The sequence below is a fragment of the Collinsella sp. TM06-3 genome (assembly GCF_003436395.1).
Taxonomy (GTDB): Bacteria; Actinomycetota; Coriobacteriia; order Coriobacteriales; family Coriobacteriaceae; genus Collinsella.
On the sequence record NZ_QSPG01000002.1, the window covers coordinates 1 to 19,475 of the forward strand.

General features: G+C 60.4%; 16 protein-coding genes and 2 tRNA genes. 15 read left to right on the forward strand and 3 right to left on the reverse strand.

Annotation, left to right across the window (positions count from 1 at the left end; genetic code table 11):
- Positions 1-114: 114 nt before the first annotated feature.
- The 8 genes from DXD56_RS01055 to DXD56_RS01090 all read left to right on the forward strand — a co-directional run bounded on the left by DXD56_RS01055 (position 115) and on the right by DXD56_RS01090 (position 10,498).
- Positions 115-191: transfer RNA gene (locus DXD56_RS01055), tRNA-Pro, on the forward strand.
- Between the two features lie 112 nt (positions 192-303).
- A complete protein-coding gene (gene tatA / locus DXD56_RS01060; protein WP_022094895.1) occupies positions 304-579 on the forward strand; it encodes a twin-arginine translocase TatA/TatE family subunit in 276 nt (91 codons plus the stop codon).
- A 106-nt stretch (positions 580-685) separates the two neighbouring features.
- Positions 686-1,156: a transcription elongation factor GreA gene (greA, locus tag DXD56_RS01065; protein ID WP_006234960.1), complete on the forward strand. Its 471-nt coding sequence runs from the start codon at positions 686-688 to the stop codon at positions 1,154-1,156.
- Between the two features lie 79 nt (positions 1,157-1,235).
- A complete protein-coding gene (gene lysS, locus DXD56_RS01070) occupies positions 1,236-3,200 on the forward strand; it encodes a lysine--tRNA ligase (RefSeq protein ID WP_117639513.1) in 1,965 nt (654 codons plus the stop codon).
- Between the two features lie 320 nt (positions 3,201-3,520).
- Positions 3,521-5,089 (forward strand): threonine/serine exporter ThrE family protein, encoded by a 1,569-nt coding sequence (locus tag DXD56_RS01075; RefSeq protein ID WP_199411521.1) that lies wholly within the window; start codon positions 3,521-3,523, stop codon positions 5,087-5,089.
- A gap of 314 nt (positions 5,090-5,403) precedes the next feature.
- Complete coding sequence (locus tag DXD56_RS01080) at positions 5,404-5,997, forward strand: DUF2798 domain-containing protein (protein ID WP_117639661.1); 594 nt, start codon at positions 5,404-5,406, stop codon at positions 5,995-5,997.
- A gap of 186 nt (positions 5,998-6,183) precedes the next feature.
- Entirely contained in the window at positions 6,184-8,826 is a 2,643-nt protein-coding gene (locus DXD56_RS01085; RefSeq protein ID WP_117639515.1) for an ATP-dependent Clp protease ATP-binding subunit, read from the forward strand.
- Between the two features lie 214 nt (positions 8,827-9,040).
- On the forward strand, positions 9,041-10,498 hold the full coding sequence (locus DXD56_RS01090) for an aminoacyl-histidine dipeptidase (RefSeq protein WP_117563799.1): 1,458 nt from the start codon (positions 9,041-9,043) through the stop codon (positions 10,496-10,498).
- Positions 10,499-10,623: 125 nt separating this feature from the next.
- On the opposite strand, the gene DXD56_RS01095 is transcribed toward DXD56_RS01090, so the two are convergent.
- The 3 genes from DXD56_RS01095 to DXD56_RS01105 all read right to left on the reverse strand — a co-directional run bounded on the left by DXD56_RS01095 (position 10,624) and on the right by DXD56_RS01105 (position 13,066).
- A complete protein-coding gene (locus tag DXD56_RS01095) occupies positions 10,624-11,928 on the reverse strand; it encodes a type II toxin-antitoxin system HipA family toxin (RefSeq protein WP_117639517.1) in 1,305 nt (434 codons plus the stop codon).
- On the reverse strand, positions 11,929-12,360 hold the full coding sequence (locus DXD56_RS01100; protein WP_158549257.1) for a helix-turn-helix domain-containing protein: 432 nt from the start codon (positions 12,358-12,360) through the stop codon (positions 11,929-11,931).
- 127 nt (positions 12,361-12,487) lie between these two features.
- Positions 12,488-13,066, reverse strand: a complete 579-nt coding sequence (locus DXD56_RS01105) for a manganese efflux pump MntP family protein (RefSeq protein WP_117639521.1) — start codon at positions 13,064-13,066, stop codon at positions 12,488-12,490.
- A 374-nt stretch (positions 13,067-13,440) separates the two neighbouring features.
- Between DXD56_RS01105 and disA the strand changes: the two genes are divergently transcribed.
- From disA to DXD56_RS01140, 7 genes are all read left to right on the forward strand, one after another.
- Positions 13,441-14,481 (forward strand): DNA integrity scanning diadenylate cyclase DisA, encoded by a 1,041-nt coding sequence (disA, locus tag DXD56_RS01110; protein WP_369831362.1) that lies wholly within the window; start codon positions 13,441-13,443, stop codon positions 14,479-14,481.
- Positions 14,481-15,209: a 2-C-methyl-D-erythritol 4-phosphate cytidylyltransferase gene (ispD, locus tag DXD56_RS01115; protein WP_117639523.1), complete on the forward strand. Its 729-nt coding sequence runs from the start codon at positions 14,481-14,483 to the stop codon at positions 15,207-15,209. Before disA ends, ispD begins: the two co-directional genes overlap by 1 nt.
- Positions 15,199-15,693: a 2-C-methyl-D-erythritol 2,4-cyclodiphosphate synthase gene (ispF, locus tag DXD56_RS01120; RefSeq protein WP_006234975.1), complete on the forward strand. Its 495-nt coding sequence runs from the start codon at positions 15,199-15,201 to the stop codon at positions 15,691-15,693. Before ispD ends, ispF begins: the two co-directional genes overlap by 11 nt.
- Before the next feature lie 3 nt (positions 15,694-15,696).
- Positions 15,697-17,163 carry a cysteine--tRNA ligase gene (gene cysS, locus DXD56_RS01125; RefSeq protein WP_089572522.1) on the forward strand — a complete coding sequence of 489 codons (1,467 nt, stop codon included), beginning with the start codon at positions 15,697-15,699 and terminating at the stop codon, positions 17,161-17,163.
- A gap of 143 nt (positions 17,164-17,306) precedes the next feature.
- Entirely contained in the window at positions 17,307-18,221 is a 915-nt protein-coding gene (gene rlmB, locus DXD56_RS01130; RefSeq protein WP_117639525.1) for a 23S rRNA (guanosine(2251)-2'-O)-methyltransferase RlmB, read from the forward strand.
- A gap of 3 nt (positions 18,222-18,224) precedes the next feature.
- A complete protein-coding gene (locus DXD56_RS01135) occupies positions 18,225-18,902 on the forward strand; it encodes an NYN domain-containing protein (RefSeq protein WP_055309418.1) in 678 nt (225 codons plus the stop codon).
- 224 nt (positions 18,903-19,126) lie between these two features.
- Positions 19,127-19,201, forward strand: a tRNA-Thr gene (locus tag DXD56_RS01140).
- Positions 19,202-19,475: the final 274 nt, after the last annotated feature.

The window sequence follows — 19,475 nt, forward strand, 5'->3', positions numbered from 1 at the left end:
GAATGTGGGAGGTGTTCGGATAAAGTCGATAATCAAGGGTTCGCATCGAAGTGCCAAAGAAGTAAAAATTTCTCTAGCACACGACGGAAATCTTTGTTACTATAGTCGAGCTAACGGGTTGTGGCTCAGTTTGGTAGAGCACTGCGTTCGGGACGCAGGGGTCGCTGGTTCAAATCCAGTCAACCCGACCAGAGCATGAGGAGGGACCGCTTCTTGCGGTCCCTTTTTTTAGCTATTGTTGTGATACCGCGATACCCGCGGTATACTCATTCGAGCTTGTCTCGCTGTATTGTGGAGGTCTACATGTTTGGACTGAGGGCTCCTGAGCTCATCATTATTCTCGTCGTTGTCCTGATTATCTTCGGGCCCAAGAACCTGCCGAAGCTCGGCAAGTCCCTCGGCTCTACCGTCAAGAATATCCGTGAGGGTATGGAGGGCGACGATAAGGCCGAGACCAAGCAGGCCGAGGAGGTCGTGGTCGAGCAGTCCGAGGAGGACAAGGAGATCGCTGAGCTCGAGGCCAAGCTCGCTGCTGCCAAGAAGAAGCAGGCAGAGGACAGCGACGCGGACGCAGAGTAGTCCCATCCCTTTGGGGTGAGCACCTGACCGGCTTGCCCGCAGGCTAGCCGGTCTTTTTCGTTTTGTTGACAGTTGATTGTTTGATCAGAGTTGGGGAGATATCCGTATGGACGCAAGCCAGATCGTACTGACCGCTGAGGGCCGCCAGAAGCTCGTCGAGGAGCTCGCTTGGCGTGAGGGCGATTACGCCAAGGAGATCGTCGAGGACATCAAGGAAGCCCGCGCGTTCGGCGACCTTTCGGAGAACTCCGAGTACGATGCCGCCAAGGACAAGCAGGCCCAGAACGCCGCTCGTATTGCCGAGATCCAGGCCATCCTTGCCAACGCTCAGGTTGCTGCCACCACAGGTGATCTGACCGTCTCCATCGGTTCCACCGTTTCTCTGATTGATCCCAACGGTGAGGTCATGGAAGTCACGCTCGTCGGTACCACCGAGACCAACTCGCTCGAGCACAAGATTTCCAACGAGTCTCCGGTCGGCCACGCCATCATCGGTCACGGCGAGGGCGACTCCGTCGAGGTCGTTACGCCTTCCGGCAAGACCCGCGTCTACACCATCGCCAAGATTGCACGCTAGACCACGGTCCCGCGTAAAGGTATGTTTTCGCTCCCTGGGACCGAATCCTGGGGAGCGTTTTAGTTTGAGGAGCTAACTTATGGCAGAGAACCAGAACGCCGCAGATCAGGCATCGACGCTCAACGACGAGCGCGCCACCCGCCTGGCCAAGCGCGCCGCCCTGTTCGAGGCGGGCCAGAACCCCTATCCCGAGCACTCTGAGCTTGAGGACTACGTTGCCGATATCGAGACTAAGTACGCCGAGCTTGCCGATGGCGAGGACACCGAGGACGTCGTGAAGATCGCCGGCCGTGTGGTTGCCAAGCGCGGTCAGGGCAAGATCATGTTCATCGTCGTGCGCGATGCGACTGCCGAGATTCAGCTGTTCTGCCGAATCAACGACATGGACGAGGCTGCCTGGAATACGCTCAAGTCCCTCGACCTGGGCGACATCCTGGGCGTGACCGGCGTGGTCGTGCGCACCCAGCGCGGCCAGCTTTCCGTTGCCCCTAAGAGCGCGACCCTGCTTGCCAAGGCCGTTCGTCCGCTGCCCGAGAAGTTCCACGGTCTTTCCGACAAGGAGACCCGCTATCGCCAGCGCTATGTCGACCTGATCGCCAACGACGACGTTCGCGAGACCTTCCGTAAGCGTTCGCAGATCCTCTCCACCTTCCGTCGCTTTATGGAGTCCGACGGCTACATGGAGGTCGAGACCCCCATCCTGCAGACCATCCAGGGCGGCGCTACTGCCAAGCCGTTCATCACGCACTTCAACGCGCTCGATCAGGAGTGCTACCTGCGCATTGCTACCGAGCTGCACCTCAAGCGCTGCATCGTCGGCGGTTTTGAGCGCGTGTTCGAGATCGGCCGTATCTTCCGTAACGAGGGCATGGACCTTACCCACAACCCCGAGTTCACCACGATGGAGGCCTATCGTGCCTTCTCCGACCTCGAGGGCATGAAGGCGCTCGCCCAGGGTGTCATTAAGGCGGCTAACAAGGCCATCGGCAACCCCGAGGTCATCGAGTACCAGGGCCAGACCATCGACCTTTCTGGTGAGTGGGCCAGCCGTCCCATGACCGACATCGTCTCCGACGTGCTCGGCAAACAGGTCACCATCGATACGCCGGTCGAGGAGCTTGCTGCCGCCGCGCGCGAGAAGGGCCTGGAGATTAAGCCCGAGTGGACCGCCGGCAAGATTATCGCCGAGATCTACGATGAGCTGGGCGAGGACACCATTGTCAACCCCACGTTCGTTTGCGATTACCCCATCGAGGTCAGCCCGCTTGCCAAGCGCTTTGAGGACGACCCGCGCCTGACGCACCGCTTTGAGCTGGTTATCGCCGGTCATGAGTACGCCAACGCGTTCTCCGAGCTCAACGACCCGGTCGACCAGGCCGAGCGCTTTGCCGCCCAGATGGCCGAGAAGGCTGGCGGCGACGACGAGGCCATGGAGTACGACGAGGACTACGTGCGCGCCCTCGAGTACGGTATGCCTCCCGCGGGCGGCATCGGCATCGGTATCGACCGCGTGGTCATGCTGCTCACCAACCAGGCTTCCATCCGCGACGTGCTACTGTTCCCGCACATGAAGCCCGAGAAGGGTTTCCAGTCCGGTGCCGCTGCCGCCAAGGCTGCCGAGGCCGGCAACACCGCGAGCCCGTTCGTCAAGCCGCTCAAGCCCACGGTTGATTACTCCAAGATCGCCGTCGAGCCGCTGTTTGAGGAGTTCGTCGACTTTGATACCTTCTCCAAGAGCGATTTCCGCGCTGTGAAGGTCAAGGCGTGCGAGGCCGTCAAGAAGTCCAAGAAGCTGCTGAACTTTACGCTCGACGACGGCACTGGCACCGACCGCACCATCCTCTCCGGCATTCACGGTTATTATGAGCCCGAGGACCTGGTCGGCAAGACCTTGCTCGCCATCACCAATCTGCCGCCGCGCAAGATGATGGGCATTCCCAGCTGCGGCATGCTCATCAGCGCTATCCACGAGGAGGATGGTGAGGAGCGTCTCAACCTGATCCAGCTCGACGCCTCCATCCCCGCCGGCGCAAAGATGTACTAATTGGTTCCGCCGTTCTACCGAACGGCGGACCGGCCGACGCTGCGCGGGCCGCATTTGGACAATCTGACGTTCAATTTCAAGGGCGCGACCAGAAGGTCAGCGCCCTTTCGTTTCACGTCACCTTGTCTCAAATGCGGCCCGCTCGCTGACGTTGCCAATACATCGGCGTTGCCTTGGCCGTCAATAGTCATTGGGGACGTTCTTAAACGACTACCCAACGGCTATTGAGCACATGGCTCGCATGGCAGCCGTCTCTTTTATGTTTCCTTTAGCCGTCGCTGCCTAGGATGGGGGTTAGTCGGTAGGAAGGGAGCGTCTATATGGACGACGCGAGCGAGCGTGCAATCGAAGAGGACATGCTCGATCAGTTCAATTACTTTGACGATGAGGATGAGGAGCTAATCGATCGTCGCGAGCCGGCATCGCTTGACTCATTTGATCTGGTCGATGAAGAGACTGATGAGGTTGAGGACGAATCAACGGAGCCCCCACAGTCTTCGCGCCTTGACTCGCTGCTTTCGAGAGCCCCCATGCACCACGGTGTTCGTGCCGGCGCACTCCATATGAAAACAGACTGGCACCAGATCGTGACGGCAGGCGATGAGCTTGCCGTCGATGCGCCGCTCACCGATAAGTCATCCATCATCTGCCGCACCGGTATGCTTATGCTCGCGAGCGGAACGGGTGCCTGGCGTGTACGCGATACCATGAATCGCGTTGCCGCCGTACTCGGTGTCACCGTCCACGTTGACTTAAGTCTTCTGTCGTTTGAGTGCACCTGCATCGAAGATGGCCACTGCTTTAACGAGGTTGTCAGCCTGCCCACAACGGGAGTCAATACCCATCGCATTTGGATGATGGAGAGCTTCCTAAAGGAAATCGAGACGTATGGGCGCCGGTTTACCGTGCACGAATACCACGAGATGCTCAAGACCGTTGAGAGTTCAAAACCCGATTACTCTCCCTGGCAACAGGGCCTTGCGGCAGCTTGTGCTTGCGGCGCCTTCGTCTTTTTGCTCGGCGGCGGCCCTATCGAGATGGCCTGCGCATTCGTAGGCGCTGGTGTTGGCAACTTTGCTCGCTCTCATATTCTCAAGCAGGGTCTTGGCCAGTTTAGCGCGCTGACGATTGGCGTTGCGCTCGCTTGCGTTTCGTATCTGCTGGCATTGCTCGGCCTTGGCCAGGTCGTACCGGGGGCAATGTCGCACCAAGAAGGCTATATCGGCGCCATGCTCTTTGTGATTCCCGGCTTTCCCCTCATTACGGCAGGCCTCGACATCGCTAAGCTCGATATGCGAAGCGGCATTGAGCGTCTTTCGTATGCCGTGTCGATTATTGTGATGGCGACCCTTGTGGGCTGGATGGTTGCCGAGTGTGTGGGGCTGGCACCGGATGATTTTGCCCCGCTCGGCCTTTCGCCGCTTGCCCTTACGCTCCTGCGCGTGGTGATGAGCTTTGTTGGCGTATTCGGCTTCTCGGTGATGTTCAACAGCCCGGTAAAGATGGCCGCGGCAGCTGGGCTGATCGGCGCCGTGTCCAATACCTTGCGCCTTACGCTCGTCGATGCGCCGATGCTGTTTCCCTTTCTGGGCCTGAGCGTAGGTATGCCTCCCGAGGCGGCAGCGTTTATCGGCGCGCTGGTATCGGGGCTGCTCGCGAGCTTAGCCGAAATCAAGCTCACCTACCCACGTATCGCCCTCACGGTGCCATCGATTGTCATTATGGTGCCGGGCTTGTATCTGTATCGCTCGATGTATTACATGTGCACCTTCGACACGGTCAATATGCTCGGCTGGTTTGTGCGTGCAGTGCTCATTGTGGCGTTTCTGCCCGTTGGCCTGGGCGTGGCGAGAACCCTCACCGACTCTCGCTGGCGCCACACCAGCTAATTGGTGCAAGGGGGGGCAGGTTACTTTGCACCAAATGAGTTGCGGTGAAATAGGGACTGAATTGCTGCTTAAAGGGTCAAAACAGTCCGTATTCCACCGCAACTTATGGGGTCGGGGGATTATTGGTGCCCTGCATCTCCATAAACTCAACGCTTACGAAGCGCGGGGTTTTCGTGCTAGGCTGGTTCCACCACATAAGTAGTCGCAGACGCACGTATCACGGGCGGGCGAGATGAAGTCCCAACAGCTCCATCTTGCCCGCCCGTTTTTGTTGCGTGGCGTAGCGGCGTAACACAGAAAGGACCATGCCCTTTATGCCTATCAACAAACGAGAGAGCCTGCTGTTCACCTTTATCATGTGCTTTTGCATGGTGCTCTGGATGAGCATCTACAACGTTGCCCTGCAGCATGGGGCCATCAACGGCGAGGTTGTTGCCGCCGCGTGGCTCGGCTTCCCCGTTGCCTACGTTTTTGCCATGTGCTGCGACTGGTTTGTCGCCAGCCCGCTCGCCAAGGGTTTCGCCTTTAAATTCCTGGTCACGCCGGGCAAGAGCTCGCCGATTGCCATGACGCTCGCCGTCAGCTCCTGCATGGTCGTTCCTATGGTCATCATCATGTCGCTCTACGGTGCGTGCGAGGGCCTGTTCCACATGCCCGGCGGCCCGCTCGCCAACCTGCAGCTGCTGCCGATGATGTGGCTCGTTAACATTCCGCGCAACTTTATCATGGCCCTGCCCTGGAACCTGCTGGTGGCCGGTCCGGTTGCTCGCTTTGTCTTCCGCCGCGCCTTCCCCATGGGCACGGTCTTTGCCGAGCCGCACATGGAGCTCGTGCGCATGCCGGGCGCTCCCGTTGCCGATGCCGTCAATGACGTTGCCGAGAGCATGGACGCCGAGCCCGCCTGCTAGACAGCAGCTCAAAACCAAACCGCCAAACGGACCCGAGCAATTCCTTTTTTGTAGACGTTGTCGCGCGGCTACGGGCAGGAAAGGTCCCAACGGTTAACATATACTCCATATGGGTAAAGAGACCAAAGCGCTGCCGCGGGCGGCGCTTTGCGTTTGAAAAAACTAGCTCGTCTAAGAGGAACTAGCATGTTAGACCGTTTTACCGATCGCGCGCGCAAGGTCATGTCCATGGCCAAGCAAGAAGCGCTCGATCTTCACTCAAATAAGGTGGGTACCGAGCACCTGCTGCTCGCACTCGCCAAGGAGGACGAGGGCATTGCCGCCGAGGCACTGCGTTCGCTCGATATCTCCTACGACGACATCATGGATACTCTTAAAGAGGTCCAGACCACGGTTCCCGAGCCCAGTGAGGAGACCGAGGCGGCCAAGCTCGCCTTTACGCCGCTCGTCATTAGCGTGATGGAGCGTTCATTCCGCGTGGCGCGTGAAAACAACCAGACCTACGTGTCGACCGAGCACTTGCTGATCGGCATCGTCGAAGAGGGCAACGGCATGGCCATGGACATCCTCATGCGCCTGGGTGTGTCGTCCGCCTCCATCAAAAAGGCTATCGAGAAACTCACCGCCAAGGACCAGGATAAGAAGCGCCCGCTCGCTGGCGCCGGTGCTGGTCGTCCCGGTACGGGCCTGCCGTTCTTTAGCGGCTCGGATGCCTCCCAGCAAAAGGGGAGCGGCACCGATACACTTAAGCAGTTCGCGACCGACCTTACGCAGAAGGCGCGCGACGGCGAGCTCGATCCCGTGATTGGCCGCGAAAAGGAAGTCCGGCGCATGATGGAGATCCTTTCGCGCCGCACCAAGAACAATCCGCTTATCTTGGGCGATCCCGGCGTGGGCAAGACGGCCATCGTCGAGGGTCTGGCTCAGCAGATTGCAGCCGGCAACGTGCCCGAGAACCTTATGAACCAGAACATCTGGACGCTCGACTTGCCGGGCCTCGTGGCGGGCGCCAAGTATCGCGGTGAGTTTGAGGAGCGCCTCAAGAACGTAATCCAGGAGGCAACCGAAGCCGACGACGTCATCCTGTTTATCGACGAGATGCACACCATCATCGGTGCCGGTTCTGCCGAGGGCTCCATCGACGCGAGCTCCATGCTCAAGCCTGTGCTCGCGCGCGGTGCCTTCCAGATTATCGGCGCCACCACGGCCGAGGAATTCCGCAAGTACCTCACCAAGGACCCGGCCTTCGAGCGTCGCTTCCAGACCATCGATGTCGAGGAGCCGAGTGTCGAGGACACCGTCAAGATTCTGACTGCGCTCAAGCCACGCTACGAGGAGCACCACCACGTGCGTTACACGCAGGGTGCCATCGAGGCCGCCGCGAACCTCTCCAACCGCTACATCCAGGATCGCTTCCTGCCCGATAAGGCAATCGACCTCATCGACGAGGCCGGTGCCCGCGCTCGCATCGCCGCGAATCGCGCGCCCGAGCCGGTGCGCGAGGCCGAGCATCGTATCGAGGAGCTCAAGGCCGCCGCGCAGGAGGCCACCGAGAGCGATGACATGAACAAGGCCGCCGAGATCACCGAGCAGCAGAAGGCTGCCGAGATTGAACTCGCCGAGGCCAAGGCTGCCTGGACGGCCGAGCTCGACGCCAGCCCGCTCACCATCGATGTCTCCCAGATCGCCGATATCGTGTCCGTGACCTCGGGCGTGCCGGTGTCCTCGCTTACCGAGAGCGAGAGCCGGCGCCTGCTGCAGGCCGAAAGCGTGCTCAAGACACGTATCATCGGTCAGGATGAGGCTGTCGAGGCAGTTGCCAAGGCCGTGCGCCGCAGCCGCTCGCCGCTCAAGGATCCGCGTCGCCCCGGCGGCAGCTTTATCTTCCTGGGTCCCACCGGCACGGGCAAGACCGAGCTCGCCAAGACGCTCGCCGAGTACCTCTTTGGCAGCAAGGACGCACTCATCAGCTTCGACATGTCCGAGTTCGGTAGCGAGTTCGAGGTCTCCAAGCTCATCGGCAGCCCTCCGGGTTACGTCGGTCACGATGAGGGCGGCCAGCTCACCAAGGCCGTTCGTCGCCACCCGTACTCGGTCGTGCTGTTCGACGAGATCGAGAAGGCGCACCCCGATATCTTCAACATCTTGCTGCAGGTGCTGGAGGAGGGCCGCCTGACCGATAGCCAGGGCAAGACGGTCGACTTCCGCAACACCGTGATCATCATGACGTCCAATGTGGGCGCCCGCGAGATTGCGCAGGATGCGAGCGTGGGCTTTGGCACCACCGGCGAGCAGGGTCTCACGTCGAGTGAGATCCGTGGTCGCGCGATGGGCGAGCTCAAGCGCCTGTTCCGCCCCGAGCTGCTCAACCGTATCGACGACATCGTGGTGTTCCAGAAGCTCTCGGGCGAGAATCTCACCAAGATCGCGCACCTGCTGGTGGACGACCTGCGCCAGCGTCTGATTGCCAACGGCATGAACATCAAGCTCACCGATGCGGCCTATGACAAGATCGTGGCCGAGGGCACCGACCTCACCAACGGTGCGCGTCCGCTGCGCCGTGCTATTCAAAAGCTCATCGAGGACCCGCTGTCCGAGGAGCTGCTGGCCGGCGAGTGGGGCGAGGGCGATACCGTCCTGTGCGACGTGGCCGATGGCAAGTTTGTCTTTAGCCACGGCACGGGCGAGATCCCGGCACCGCGTCCGGCGGGCACGCTCGGTGGTGATACCGCCCCGGCGGCACCGCGCACTGGCAACGCCGCGCCCGTGAGCGGCGGCGTGACCTCGGGCCCCGGCGGCATGATGCAAGCCGGTTCCGGCGCGCTGTAAGGCGTGGCGACAATTTGATACGCGCAATCGAGGCGCTCCGGAAAGGGCGCCTCGATTTGTAGAGCTGCGGAAGTTGTGACCGTTACGCTATACGGTCCGCCGTTAGCCGATGATGTAAGGGCGCTCGGCGTTTTCGACTGGTTTATGCACGCAAAGTCTGGGAATATACAAGGCGCATGTCTTACTGTCTAATCAGTTGCGCCAAGGAGGCACCATGGATTACAAGATCACCGGCTACGAGCCCGCCCAGCTGTTCCATTTCTTTGAGGAGGTCAGCGCGATCCCCCGTGGGTCTGGCAACGAGAAGGGCATCAGCGATTTCCTGGTTGCGTTTGCCAAGGAGCGCGGCCTCGATGTGTACCAGGACGAGGTCTACAACGTCATCATTCGCAAGCCCGCTTCTGCCGGCGCTGAGAATGCCCCGACCGTGATGCTGCAGGGCCACATCGATATGGTGTGCGACAAGTTGGGCTCTGTTGAGCACGACTTTACGACCGACGGTATCGACCTGGTCGTGAAAGACGGCGTCCTCACCGCTAACGGCACCACCCTGGGCGCCGACAACGGTATTGCTGTTGCTCTGATGCTTACTGTGCTCAACGACGATTCGATTGCTCACCCCGCCCTCGAGTGCGTATTCACCACCGACGAGGAGACTGGCCTGGTCGGCGCCGAGACGCTCGACAAGTCCCAGATTAGCGCCCGCACCATGATTAACCTTGACTCCGAGGAAGAGGGCGTTGCCACCGTCAGCTGCGCCGGCGGCGTCGTTGTTACCTACACCTGCCCCATCGTGCGCGAGCACAAGACCGGCAGCACCCTCACGCTCGACATCTCCGGCCTACTGGGTGGTCATTCCGGCAACGATATCAACCTGGAGCGCGGCAACGGCAACCTCATCATGGCCCGCATCATCGACCGCCTGATGGTCGCCGGCGAGCCCGCCATCGTTAGCTTTAACGGCGGCACTAAGGACAACGCCATCAACCGTGAGTGCAAGGCCGAGCTGGTTTACGCCGACCACGCTGCCGCCGAGGCCGCGGCCCAGATCGCAAAGGACATCATCGCCGACGTCACTGCCGAGCTCGAGGTCTTCGACCCCGGCTTTACCTGCACCGTCGAGATTGCCGACGACGCCGAGGTCGAGGCCATGGATCAGAAGTCCGCGCTTGCCCTCATCCGCGCCCTGCGTCTTGCCCCTAACGGCGTGATTCGCCGCAACGTCGCCACTGACGGCTCCGTCGAGGTTTCCTCCAACATCGGCGTGGTCGCCACTTCCGACGACCAGGTCAAGATCATGCTGTCCCCGCGCTCCTCGATCACCTCGCTGCAGAACGAGTTCAAGGACCGCCTGCAGACGCTGGCCGATGTCTTGGGCTTCGACGCCAAGTTCGAGTTCGAGTATCCCGGCTGGAGCTATGCCGAGCATTCGCCGGTCCGCGACGTTTTTGTCGAGAGCTATCGCGAGCTCTTTGGCTCCGAGCTGCGCATCGAGTCCATTCACGCTGGCCTTGAGTGCGGCCTGTTTGCTGAGGCCCTGCACGGCCTGGACGCCATCGCCGTGGGCCCGACGCTCTCCGATGTCCACACCCCGGACGAGAGCATGGAGCTCGCTTCTGCCGAGCGCTTCTACGAGCTGCTCATCGACGTCCTCAAGCGCCTTGCCGCGTAAGGGTCGCGCTAGCAGCAGTTCGAGCCACGTGCTAGCGGATTGCAAATGACATTACGAGAGGGGGCATCCGAACTTTTGCGACGGGTGCCCCCCTCTTCTTTTAAGAAATGTGGATTGATTGGCGCCTAGCCCATATCCGCCTTGATGAGGTCGAGGGTGCGCTGGCAGTTTTCGCGGACGGGGCCGAGCATGTGCTCGCGCAGGTCCGCCATGCCGGGCAGGTCGGCGTATTCGTCCATGATCTCTTCCATGCAAATGGGCACCTCGTAGGCGAGGTCCATCATGGTCGCAAAGCAAAACTTCTCGGATAGCCCGGCATCGGTGAGCGCCGCCTCCAGCGCGGGGTCGCCCATACCGTGGTATCGGCGGATAGCGCCTGGACCGATGCGCCCCACTCGATTTTCGCCGCCAACGCTCATGGCAAGGCGCGCCCGGCGGCGCATACGCTCGTACGCCAAGCCCGATGCGACATCGTACATGGGTGCGAGCGCTGCGTTTGTGCCTTTACCTAGGATGAGCGAGTAGTTTTTAGCGTGTGCGTCAGGCGCTCCGATAATGGCGTTATAGAACAACATATAGGTAAAAAGCACAAGATTCATGTGGTGGGGGACTGTGTTAATCAGTCGTTCTTGGATGTCTCGTGTGGTTGGTCCTCCGTCGGCGGTGTATTTCTGGCTTGGCAATACACCGAGCGCCTGGCAAAAGTCCTCCTGATGCAGCCTTTCGATATTTCCGCTGCTATTGACCATTCTGTCGTACCGTTCAACGACGAGCGCGGCTTCGTCTTCAAATGTGCAATAGGAGACGTTGGCAGTTGGAATGCCAACACGCCGAGCCGTTTTCATGCAGACGAATTCGTTTAAGGCCTGATGTTTGAACCCAACGACACCATTTTTGAAGATATGGGTAGTGGGGGATGACCCTAGACATTCGCACCATTGGCCATCATGCCAAGCTAGTGCAAATTTGCCTTGGTTGCCGCCCAGGGACCAGCTTTCGTTGGAGCCCATCCATGTCTCTCTTTCGTCATCGCGAATTGCTTTGAGCTTGTGAGCGATTTGAGAATTGGTAAGCGGGCGGTATGCCGAGACCCTGCCGCGGGCGGCGCCTAATTGATCGGTTCGACAAAACTGAACGGCCCCTGCGCAGTCAAGACCGATATGGCACAAGAGGGCGACGGGGTTGTTGGATGCAACGTCATGCTCGGCGGCAATAGCGCGGCGCTGCTCTTGGCTGTCGGGCAAAAGGCCAAATAGGAACGGGCGGACGATGTTATGGCCATACGTGCGATTGGAAAGCGGCATTGTAAGCGATAGTGGTGCTCCGCGATAGGTTGGGGCGTATACAAAGCTGCAGAGTCCATGCTCGTCTTGCCGGAGAGTGCCTGCGATTTCGCCACAAATGAGGGTCGCAAGCTCCATCTCTGCCATTTATTTCACAACCTTACAGCCAAAGGAGAGGTCTGAAGTGTCGGAAAGGCCTTGCTCGGCTGCGATTTGGGCCAGCAAGGCACCATAGGAAGATGGCGTTCCCTGTCGAGCGGGTCGTCTGCCTACGCTTGGCTTTGGCAGGGCATTCGAGTTCGCGATAGGGAGGTCCGCTTTCGTCGTCGGATGTTCGGAGGGCGATGCGATGGAGTCGTTATCGCTTTGCGCAAAGAGACCTATGCCGAGTGCGTTAAAGACGGACAGCAACTTGTCGAGTCGAATGCCGGTGGCGTCTCCTAGCTCGAGCGATGCGAGCAGGCGCTCCGAAACACTGGCCGTTTTGGCGAGGGCGGCACGGGTGAGACCCTGAGCCTCGCGTGCCTGGCGCACGTAGATGCCAGCTTGGCGTGGTGTGGTGATGGGAAGGGTATCCATGGCGATCTCCAACATGCAGACTTTTGCATATCAGTATGACATGCAAAAGTCTGCACGAAAAGGCCTCATGCAAAACTTTGCATGAGGCCTTGTACTGGCGTTGAGTTTTGAGCGATTGTGTTTGGCGTTACAGCGCCAAAATCCCCAGATGCTCAAGCAAGATCTTAAGTCCGATGAGGATGAGCACGATGCCGCCCACGATGGTGGCAGGTTTTTCGTAGCGCGCGCCAAAGGTGTGGCCGATCGCTACGCCGGCGACGGAGAAGATAAACGTTGTGACGCCGATAAGCGATACAGCGGGAACGATGTCAACCGAGAGCGCCGCAAATGAGATGCCTACGGCTAGGGCGTCGATTGAGGTGGCGATGGCGAGGATCAGGTACTCGCCCAGGTCAATCTTTTCGGCATCCTTGCCGTCGCCTTCATTCTCGTCCTCGGTAAAGGCCTCCCACAGCATTTTGCCGCCGATGAAGGCGAGCAGAATAAAGGCGATCCAGTGGTCGATGGGTCCGATGATGCCCATGAATTGACTGCCAAGCGCCCATCCGATTACGGGCATGCCGGCCTGAAAGCCGCCAAAGAACAGGCCGAGCACCGCGGCGACTTTAAGGTTGATCTTCTTCATGCCAAGGCCCTTGCAGATGGATACGGCAAAGGCGTCCATCGAAAGGCCAACGGCGAGCAGCACGAGCTCTGCGAGTCCCATAGTCTGGCTCCCTCTCTGCGGGCGGGCCCGCGTGTACCTCTTGGGGGAGTAACAAAAAAGACCCGTGGCGTACGCGTTGCGCGCACGGCCACGAGTCTCGTTCATTAAGGCAAGCCAGGCCGCATCGGCCAGTGTGTTGACTTGCCGCGCCACCGGAGGCGAACCCGATCACGCGACTACTCCCTCATTTATGCGAATCCCGATGCTACCACATAAGCAGCTCATTTGGATTGGGGCTCTCAGCTGTGTTCGCTCATTCTGTAAGCATCGGATTTTGCGGGCGTCACAGAGGCAAACCGTGAGAAACTTATTGACGTTTATGGAGCGTATACGATGGGAGCGATGCCTTGGATAAGAACGAGCTGCAAAAGCGTATGGAACAGGCTATTCGCCTGACTGCCCCCGGCCAGCCGATCCGCACCGCCCTCGACATGATCATTGCTGGTCACCTGGGTGCCCTTATCTGCGTCGGCGACACCGAAAACGTACTCGCTGCCGGTAACGACGGCTTCCCGCTCAACATTTCGTTTACCTCGAACCGCCTGTTCGAGCTTTCCAAGATGGACGGCGCCATCGTCATCGATGGCGACCTCACCCAGATCCTGCGCGCCAACTTCCACCTCAATCCCGATCCCTCGCTCGCCACGAGTGAAACGGGCATGCGTCACCGTACTGCCGCTCGCATGTCGGTGCTCACCGACGCCATCGTGATCTCGGTTTCGGCTCGTCGTGCCGTCGTCAACGTGTACGTTCACGGCAAGAGCTATGAGATCCAGCCCGTCACCACCATCATGAGCTCGGTCAACCAGCTCGTCGCCACGCTCCAGACTACCCGTCAGTCGCTCGATCGCTCCCTGCTGCGCCTGACGGCCCTTGAGCTCGATGACTACGTTACGCTCGCCGATATCACCGGCATTTTCTCGAGTTTCGAGATCATGCAGCAGGCAAAGACTGAGCTTAAGGATTGCATTGTCAAGCTGGGCAACCAGGGCAAGCTCGTGCAGATGCAGCTCGAGCAGCTCGCCGGCTCCAGCATGGATACCGAGTACGACCTGATGATTCGCGACTATGCGAGCGATTCCTCCGAGGCCAATGCCGAAAAGATCCGCGCCAACCTGAGCCGTATGACGCCTAAGGACCTGTCCGACCCGCAGCACGTGGCGGCAGTTCTGGGTTACGACGACCTGGACGAGGACTCCGTCATGACACCGCTGGGCCTGCGCACGCTTTCGCGCGTGTCCGTCGTGCGCGACGGCGTGGCCGAGAAGATCGTCGACGAGTATGGATCGCTACAGGAGCTCATGGACGACATCAGCGAGGATCCGGAGCGCCTGGGCGACTTTGGCGTTAACAACCCTGCCATTCTTGCGGACTCCCTGTACCGCATGAAGGGCACCAAACAGGGGAACGCATAATGGCGCCCGTATGTGCCGTGGTCGTTGCCGGTGGCAGCGGCCAGCGCTTTGGTAACCCCGGTGGCAAGCAGCTCGTCAATGTAGCGGGCCGTCCGCTTATGAGCTGGTCCATCCGCGCATTTGGCCGTAGCGATAAGGTCGGCCACATCGTGGTGGTGTGTCCTGCCGAGCGTCGTGCCGAGATGCGCCGCCTGGCCATCGACCCGTATTCGTATAACACGCCCATCAGCTTTGCCGATGCCGGCGAGGCTCGCCAGGATTCCACCCGCGCAGGCGTGCACGCGGTGCCGGCGGGCTTTGAATACGTCGCCATCCACGATGGCGCCCGTCCGCTCATTACGACCGAGGCTATCGACCACGCTATCGACGTGCTCGTGAGCGACCGTGCCCTCGACGGTGTCGTGTGCGGCCAGCCTGCCATCGACACACTCAAAATCGTCGATGGCGACAACATCGTCGAGACGCCGCCGCGCGAGCTGTACTGGGCCGCGCAGACGCCGCAGATTTTTAGTGTCGACGCCATGAAGCGCGCCCATGCCGCGGCGATTGCCGAGGGCTTTATCGGCACGGACGATTCGTCACTGGTCGAGCGCATGGGCGGGCGCGTCCGCTGCGTCCAGAGCCCGCGCGATAACCTTAAGGTGACGGTGCCCGAGGACCTGCGTCCCGTAACCGCGATTCTGCTTGGCCGCATGGCCGAGGGAGAGGACCTTCCCCATGTTCAGTAACCTGCGCATTGGCCATGGCTACGACGTTCACCGTTTGGTGGAGGGGCGTCGATGTATCATCGGCGGGGTCGACATCCCCTACGAGCGCGGCCTGCTGGGCCACTCGGATGCCGATGTGCTCGCGCACGCCTTGGCCGACGCCATTCTGGGCGCCTGCCGCGGGGGAGATATCGGCAAGCTATTCCCCGACACCGATCCCGCCTACGAGGGTGCCGATTCGATGGTGCTGCTCGCCCGCGTGATGGACTATGCGCGCGAGCTGGGCTTTGAGTTTGTCGATGCCGATTGCACCATTGCCTGTCAGCAACCCAAGATCACTCCGCACCGCGATGCCATGCGCGCCAACCTTGCCCATGCCCTGGGCGTCGACGTGGAAAACGTGGGCGTCGCCGCCACTACGACCGAAAAGCTCGGTTGGGAAGGCCAGGGCGAGGGAATCGGTGCCTGGGCCGTCTGCCTGCTACAGAAAACCGTTAAGGAGTAACGAATGCGTATCTACAACAGCGCTACCCATAAAAAGGAAGAGTTCCAGCCCATCGAGTCCGGCAAGGTTCGCATGTACGTGTGCGGCCCCACGGTCTACGACAACATCCATATCGGCAACGCCCGCACGTTCATCAGCTTTGACGTGATTCGCCGCTGGCTCATCGCGAGCGGTTACGAGGTCACGTTCGCCCAGAACCTCACCGATGTCGACGACAAGATCATCAAGCGCGCCAACGAGCAGGGCCGTACGGCCGCCGAGGTCGCGACGGAGTTCTCCGACAAGTTCATCGGCGTCATGCGCGCCGCCAACGTGCTCGATCCCGATGTGCGCCCTCGCGCCACCAAGGAGATCGGCCCCATGATCGCCATGATCAAGACGCTTATCGAGCAGGGCCACGCTTACGCAGCCGATAACGGCGATGTGTACTTTGCCGTGCGCAGCGATCCCAACTATGGTCAGGTCTCGGGCCGCAACATCGACGACCTTATGGTTGGCGCGCGCATCGAGGAGAACGAGGACAAGAACGACCCGCTCGACTTTGCCCTGTGGAAGGCCGCCAAGCCCGGCGAGCCCAGCTGGCCGAGCCCTTGGGGCGAAGGCCGTCCCGGTTGGCACACCGAGTGCGCCGCCATGGTGCATCGCTACCTGGGCACCCCGATCGACATCCACGGCGGCGGCTCCGACCTTGCCTTCCCGCATCACGAGAACGAGTGTGCCCAGGCCACCTGCGCCTGGCACCAGGGTTTCTCCAACACCTGGATGCACACGGGCATGCTGCTGGTAGACGGCGAGAAGATGTCCAAGTCGCTCGGCAACTTCTTTACGCTGGCCGAGGTGCTCGAACAGCACTCTGCCGCGGCCCTGCGCCTGCTGATGCTGCAGACGAGCTATCGCTCGCCGCTCGACTTTTCTTGGGAGCGCCTGGAGGGTGCCGAGAACTCGCTTACGCGTATCGCCGGTACGGTCGAGAACCTGCGCTGGGCCGCGAACCATGCGGCGGCCGATGCCGATGAGGCAGCATCTGAGGCGTTTGCCGCCAAGGCCGCCGAGACCCGTGCCGCCTTTAAGGAGTGCATGGACGACGACTTTAACACTGCCGGTGCCATGGGTGCTGTCTTTGGCTTTGTGACCGAGTGCAACCAGTACCTGGAGCAGGCGGGCGATGCTGCCGACAAGGCCGCTGCGCTTGCTGCTGCCGATACGCTGGTCGAGCTGCTCGATACGTTTGGCGTCGAGCTCCCCGAGCCCAAGGTCGAGCTGCCGCTGGGCCTGCTGGGCGTTGCCGCCGGCCTGGTCGCCTACACGGGCGACGACGTGGACGAGGCCGCTGCCAAGATTCTCGAGGCCCGTGCCGAGGCCCGTGCCGCCAAGAACTGGGATCTGGCCGACGCCATCCGCGACCAGCTCAAGGACCTGGGCCTGACGATTGAAGATACGGCCGCGGGTACTCGTATTAAGAGTCTCTAGTATTTGTCGACCGTTCGAGGTGCGGCAGATTGCCTTGAAAGAGGAGGGCATAGACCTGGTGGTCATGCCCGACGATTGAAAGGCAAGGTGCCGTGGCTCGGACGGTCGATTCTTGTTCGTTTTCTATTTAAGGAGGCCGTCTTATGGCCGACAATCGCAAGCGTGCGCCTCGTGGTGGCAAACAGGCTGCTTCTGGCTCGCGTCCGATTCGCCGCAACGACCGCGCTGCCACTCCCAAGGGCCAGCGCGAGCGCACCCAGGCCGCACGTCCGCAGCGCGATCGCAACCGCGACAACATTCAGGTCCCCAAGGGCGAGTTTATCGAAGGCCGTCGTGCTGCCGCCGAGGCACTGCGTACCGGCTTTCCCGTCAAGTGCGCGCTCATCGCCGAGGGCGGGGAGCGCGATGCTGCCTTGTCGCGCCTGGTCGACGATCTCAACGCCGCGGACGTCCGCATTAAGTATGTGCCGCGCGCGCAGCTCGATGCGCTGTCGAGCCATGGCGCTCATCAGGGCATTGCGCTCGAGGTGGGTAATTTCCCCTATGCGGACGTCGCCGATATCCTTGACCGCGCGGGTGACGGCCCGGCGCTCGTCGTCGTACTCGACCATGTGACCGACGACGGTAACTTTGGTGCCATCGTGCGCTCTGCCGAGGTCGTGGGCGCGGCGGGCGTCATCATTGCCAACAAGCGCGCCGCCGGTGTGACCGTGGGCAGCTACAAAACCTCTGCTGGTGCCGTTATGCATCTGCCCATCGCACAGGTTCCCAACATCGCTCGAGCGCTCGACGACCTCAAGGCTGCTGGCTTTTGGGTGGGCGGTGCTTCCGAGCACGCCGAGGGCAGCTGCTGGGATGCTCCCTTTGAGGGCCGCGTTGCGCTCGTCATGGGCTCCGAGGGCGACGGCATCTCGCGCCTGGTGCTCGAGAAATGCGACTTTTTGACCAAGCTTCCCCAGCGCGGCATGACCGAGAGTCTCAATGTGGCCCAGGCGACCACCGCGCTGTGCTTTGAGTGGCTGCGCCGCAATGCCGGCGAGCTCATGGGGGAGGAGTAGCGCATGTCCAAGAAGAACCGCGCCAAGTCCAAGGCCAAGCGCTTTGGCGAGGGCTCGGCCAAGCCGATTGTTTCGGCCGCGACCTACGGCGTGGGCGGCAATGCGTTTGCGCAGGCTATCGCCGACCCAGTCTCGACGGTGCACTCCAACAAGCCCGAGCTGCTGGTGGTCGACGGTTACAACGTGATCCACTGCACGCCGCGCTACGAAAAGCTCGTCTACGACCATTCCGACGATCCATATTCCAGCGACGTCCACGATATGGCGCGCACCGCGCTCATCAACGATGTTGCGGCGTTTGCCCAGGGCCGTTACGAGGCCGTGATCGTGTTCGACGGCGCGGGCAACATCTCCAACGAGCGCCCCAACCTACCGGCCCGCGGCGTGCGCATCGAGTTCTCGCCGACGGGCGTCTCTGCCGATACCGTGGTGCAGAAGCTCTGCATCGAGGCACGCGAGGAAGGCCGCGCGTGCTCCGTGGTATCGAGCGACGGTACGATTCAGGCCGTCGTCATGGGCAAGGGCGTCACGCGCATCTCGAGCCGCATGCTGGTGGACGAGATCAAACAGATCGATAACGACGTTCACGAGGCAGAGGAAGCCCCGCAGATCAAGATGACTCTGGGCAGTCGCCTGAGCCCCGATGCCCTGGCCAAGCTCAAGGCCCTTCGTGGCCGGTAGGGGAGTATCTGTAGAGACCAGCTACTCGGCTGGTCAATTCACTGGCTTGTAGTTATTGGATTGTGGACTTGCCATCGCCAAAACGAATAGTTTTTTGTTTTGGCGAACAGACGAAACTATTCGTTCTGGCGAATAGTTTTGAGATGTGGTCGGTCGAAGGGCCTGTTGCGCCCCATCCTCAATTCCTTTATCCTTAACAGGCTTCGCGCGAAAGCGCCAAGTGTGCCAGTGTGGCGCAACGGTAGCGCAACTGATTTGTAATCAGTGGGTTGCGGGTTCGATTCCTGTCACTGGCTCCATGAGAGTTTCGGGCTCTGTTCCCTTGTGGGACAGGGCCCGTTTCTATTTATGTTGACAGGTCAGCGGGTTTGACTCCCACCAAGCTTCAGGTTTGTCTCGATCTATAACACGGGCGGGCTGAAAACCCTCCTTATAGTTACAGATCGAGACATTGCCAAGGGACGGCCGATAACATCTCGATCTGTAACACGAAGAAGCTGAAAACCGTTCTTACTGTTACAGAATGAGACGTAAGCGGAGGTCTCTGCGTAATATCTCGACCTGTAACAGATA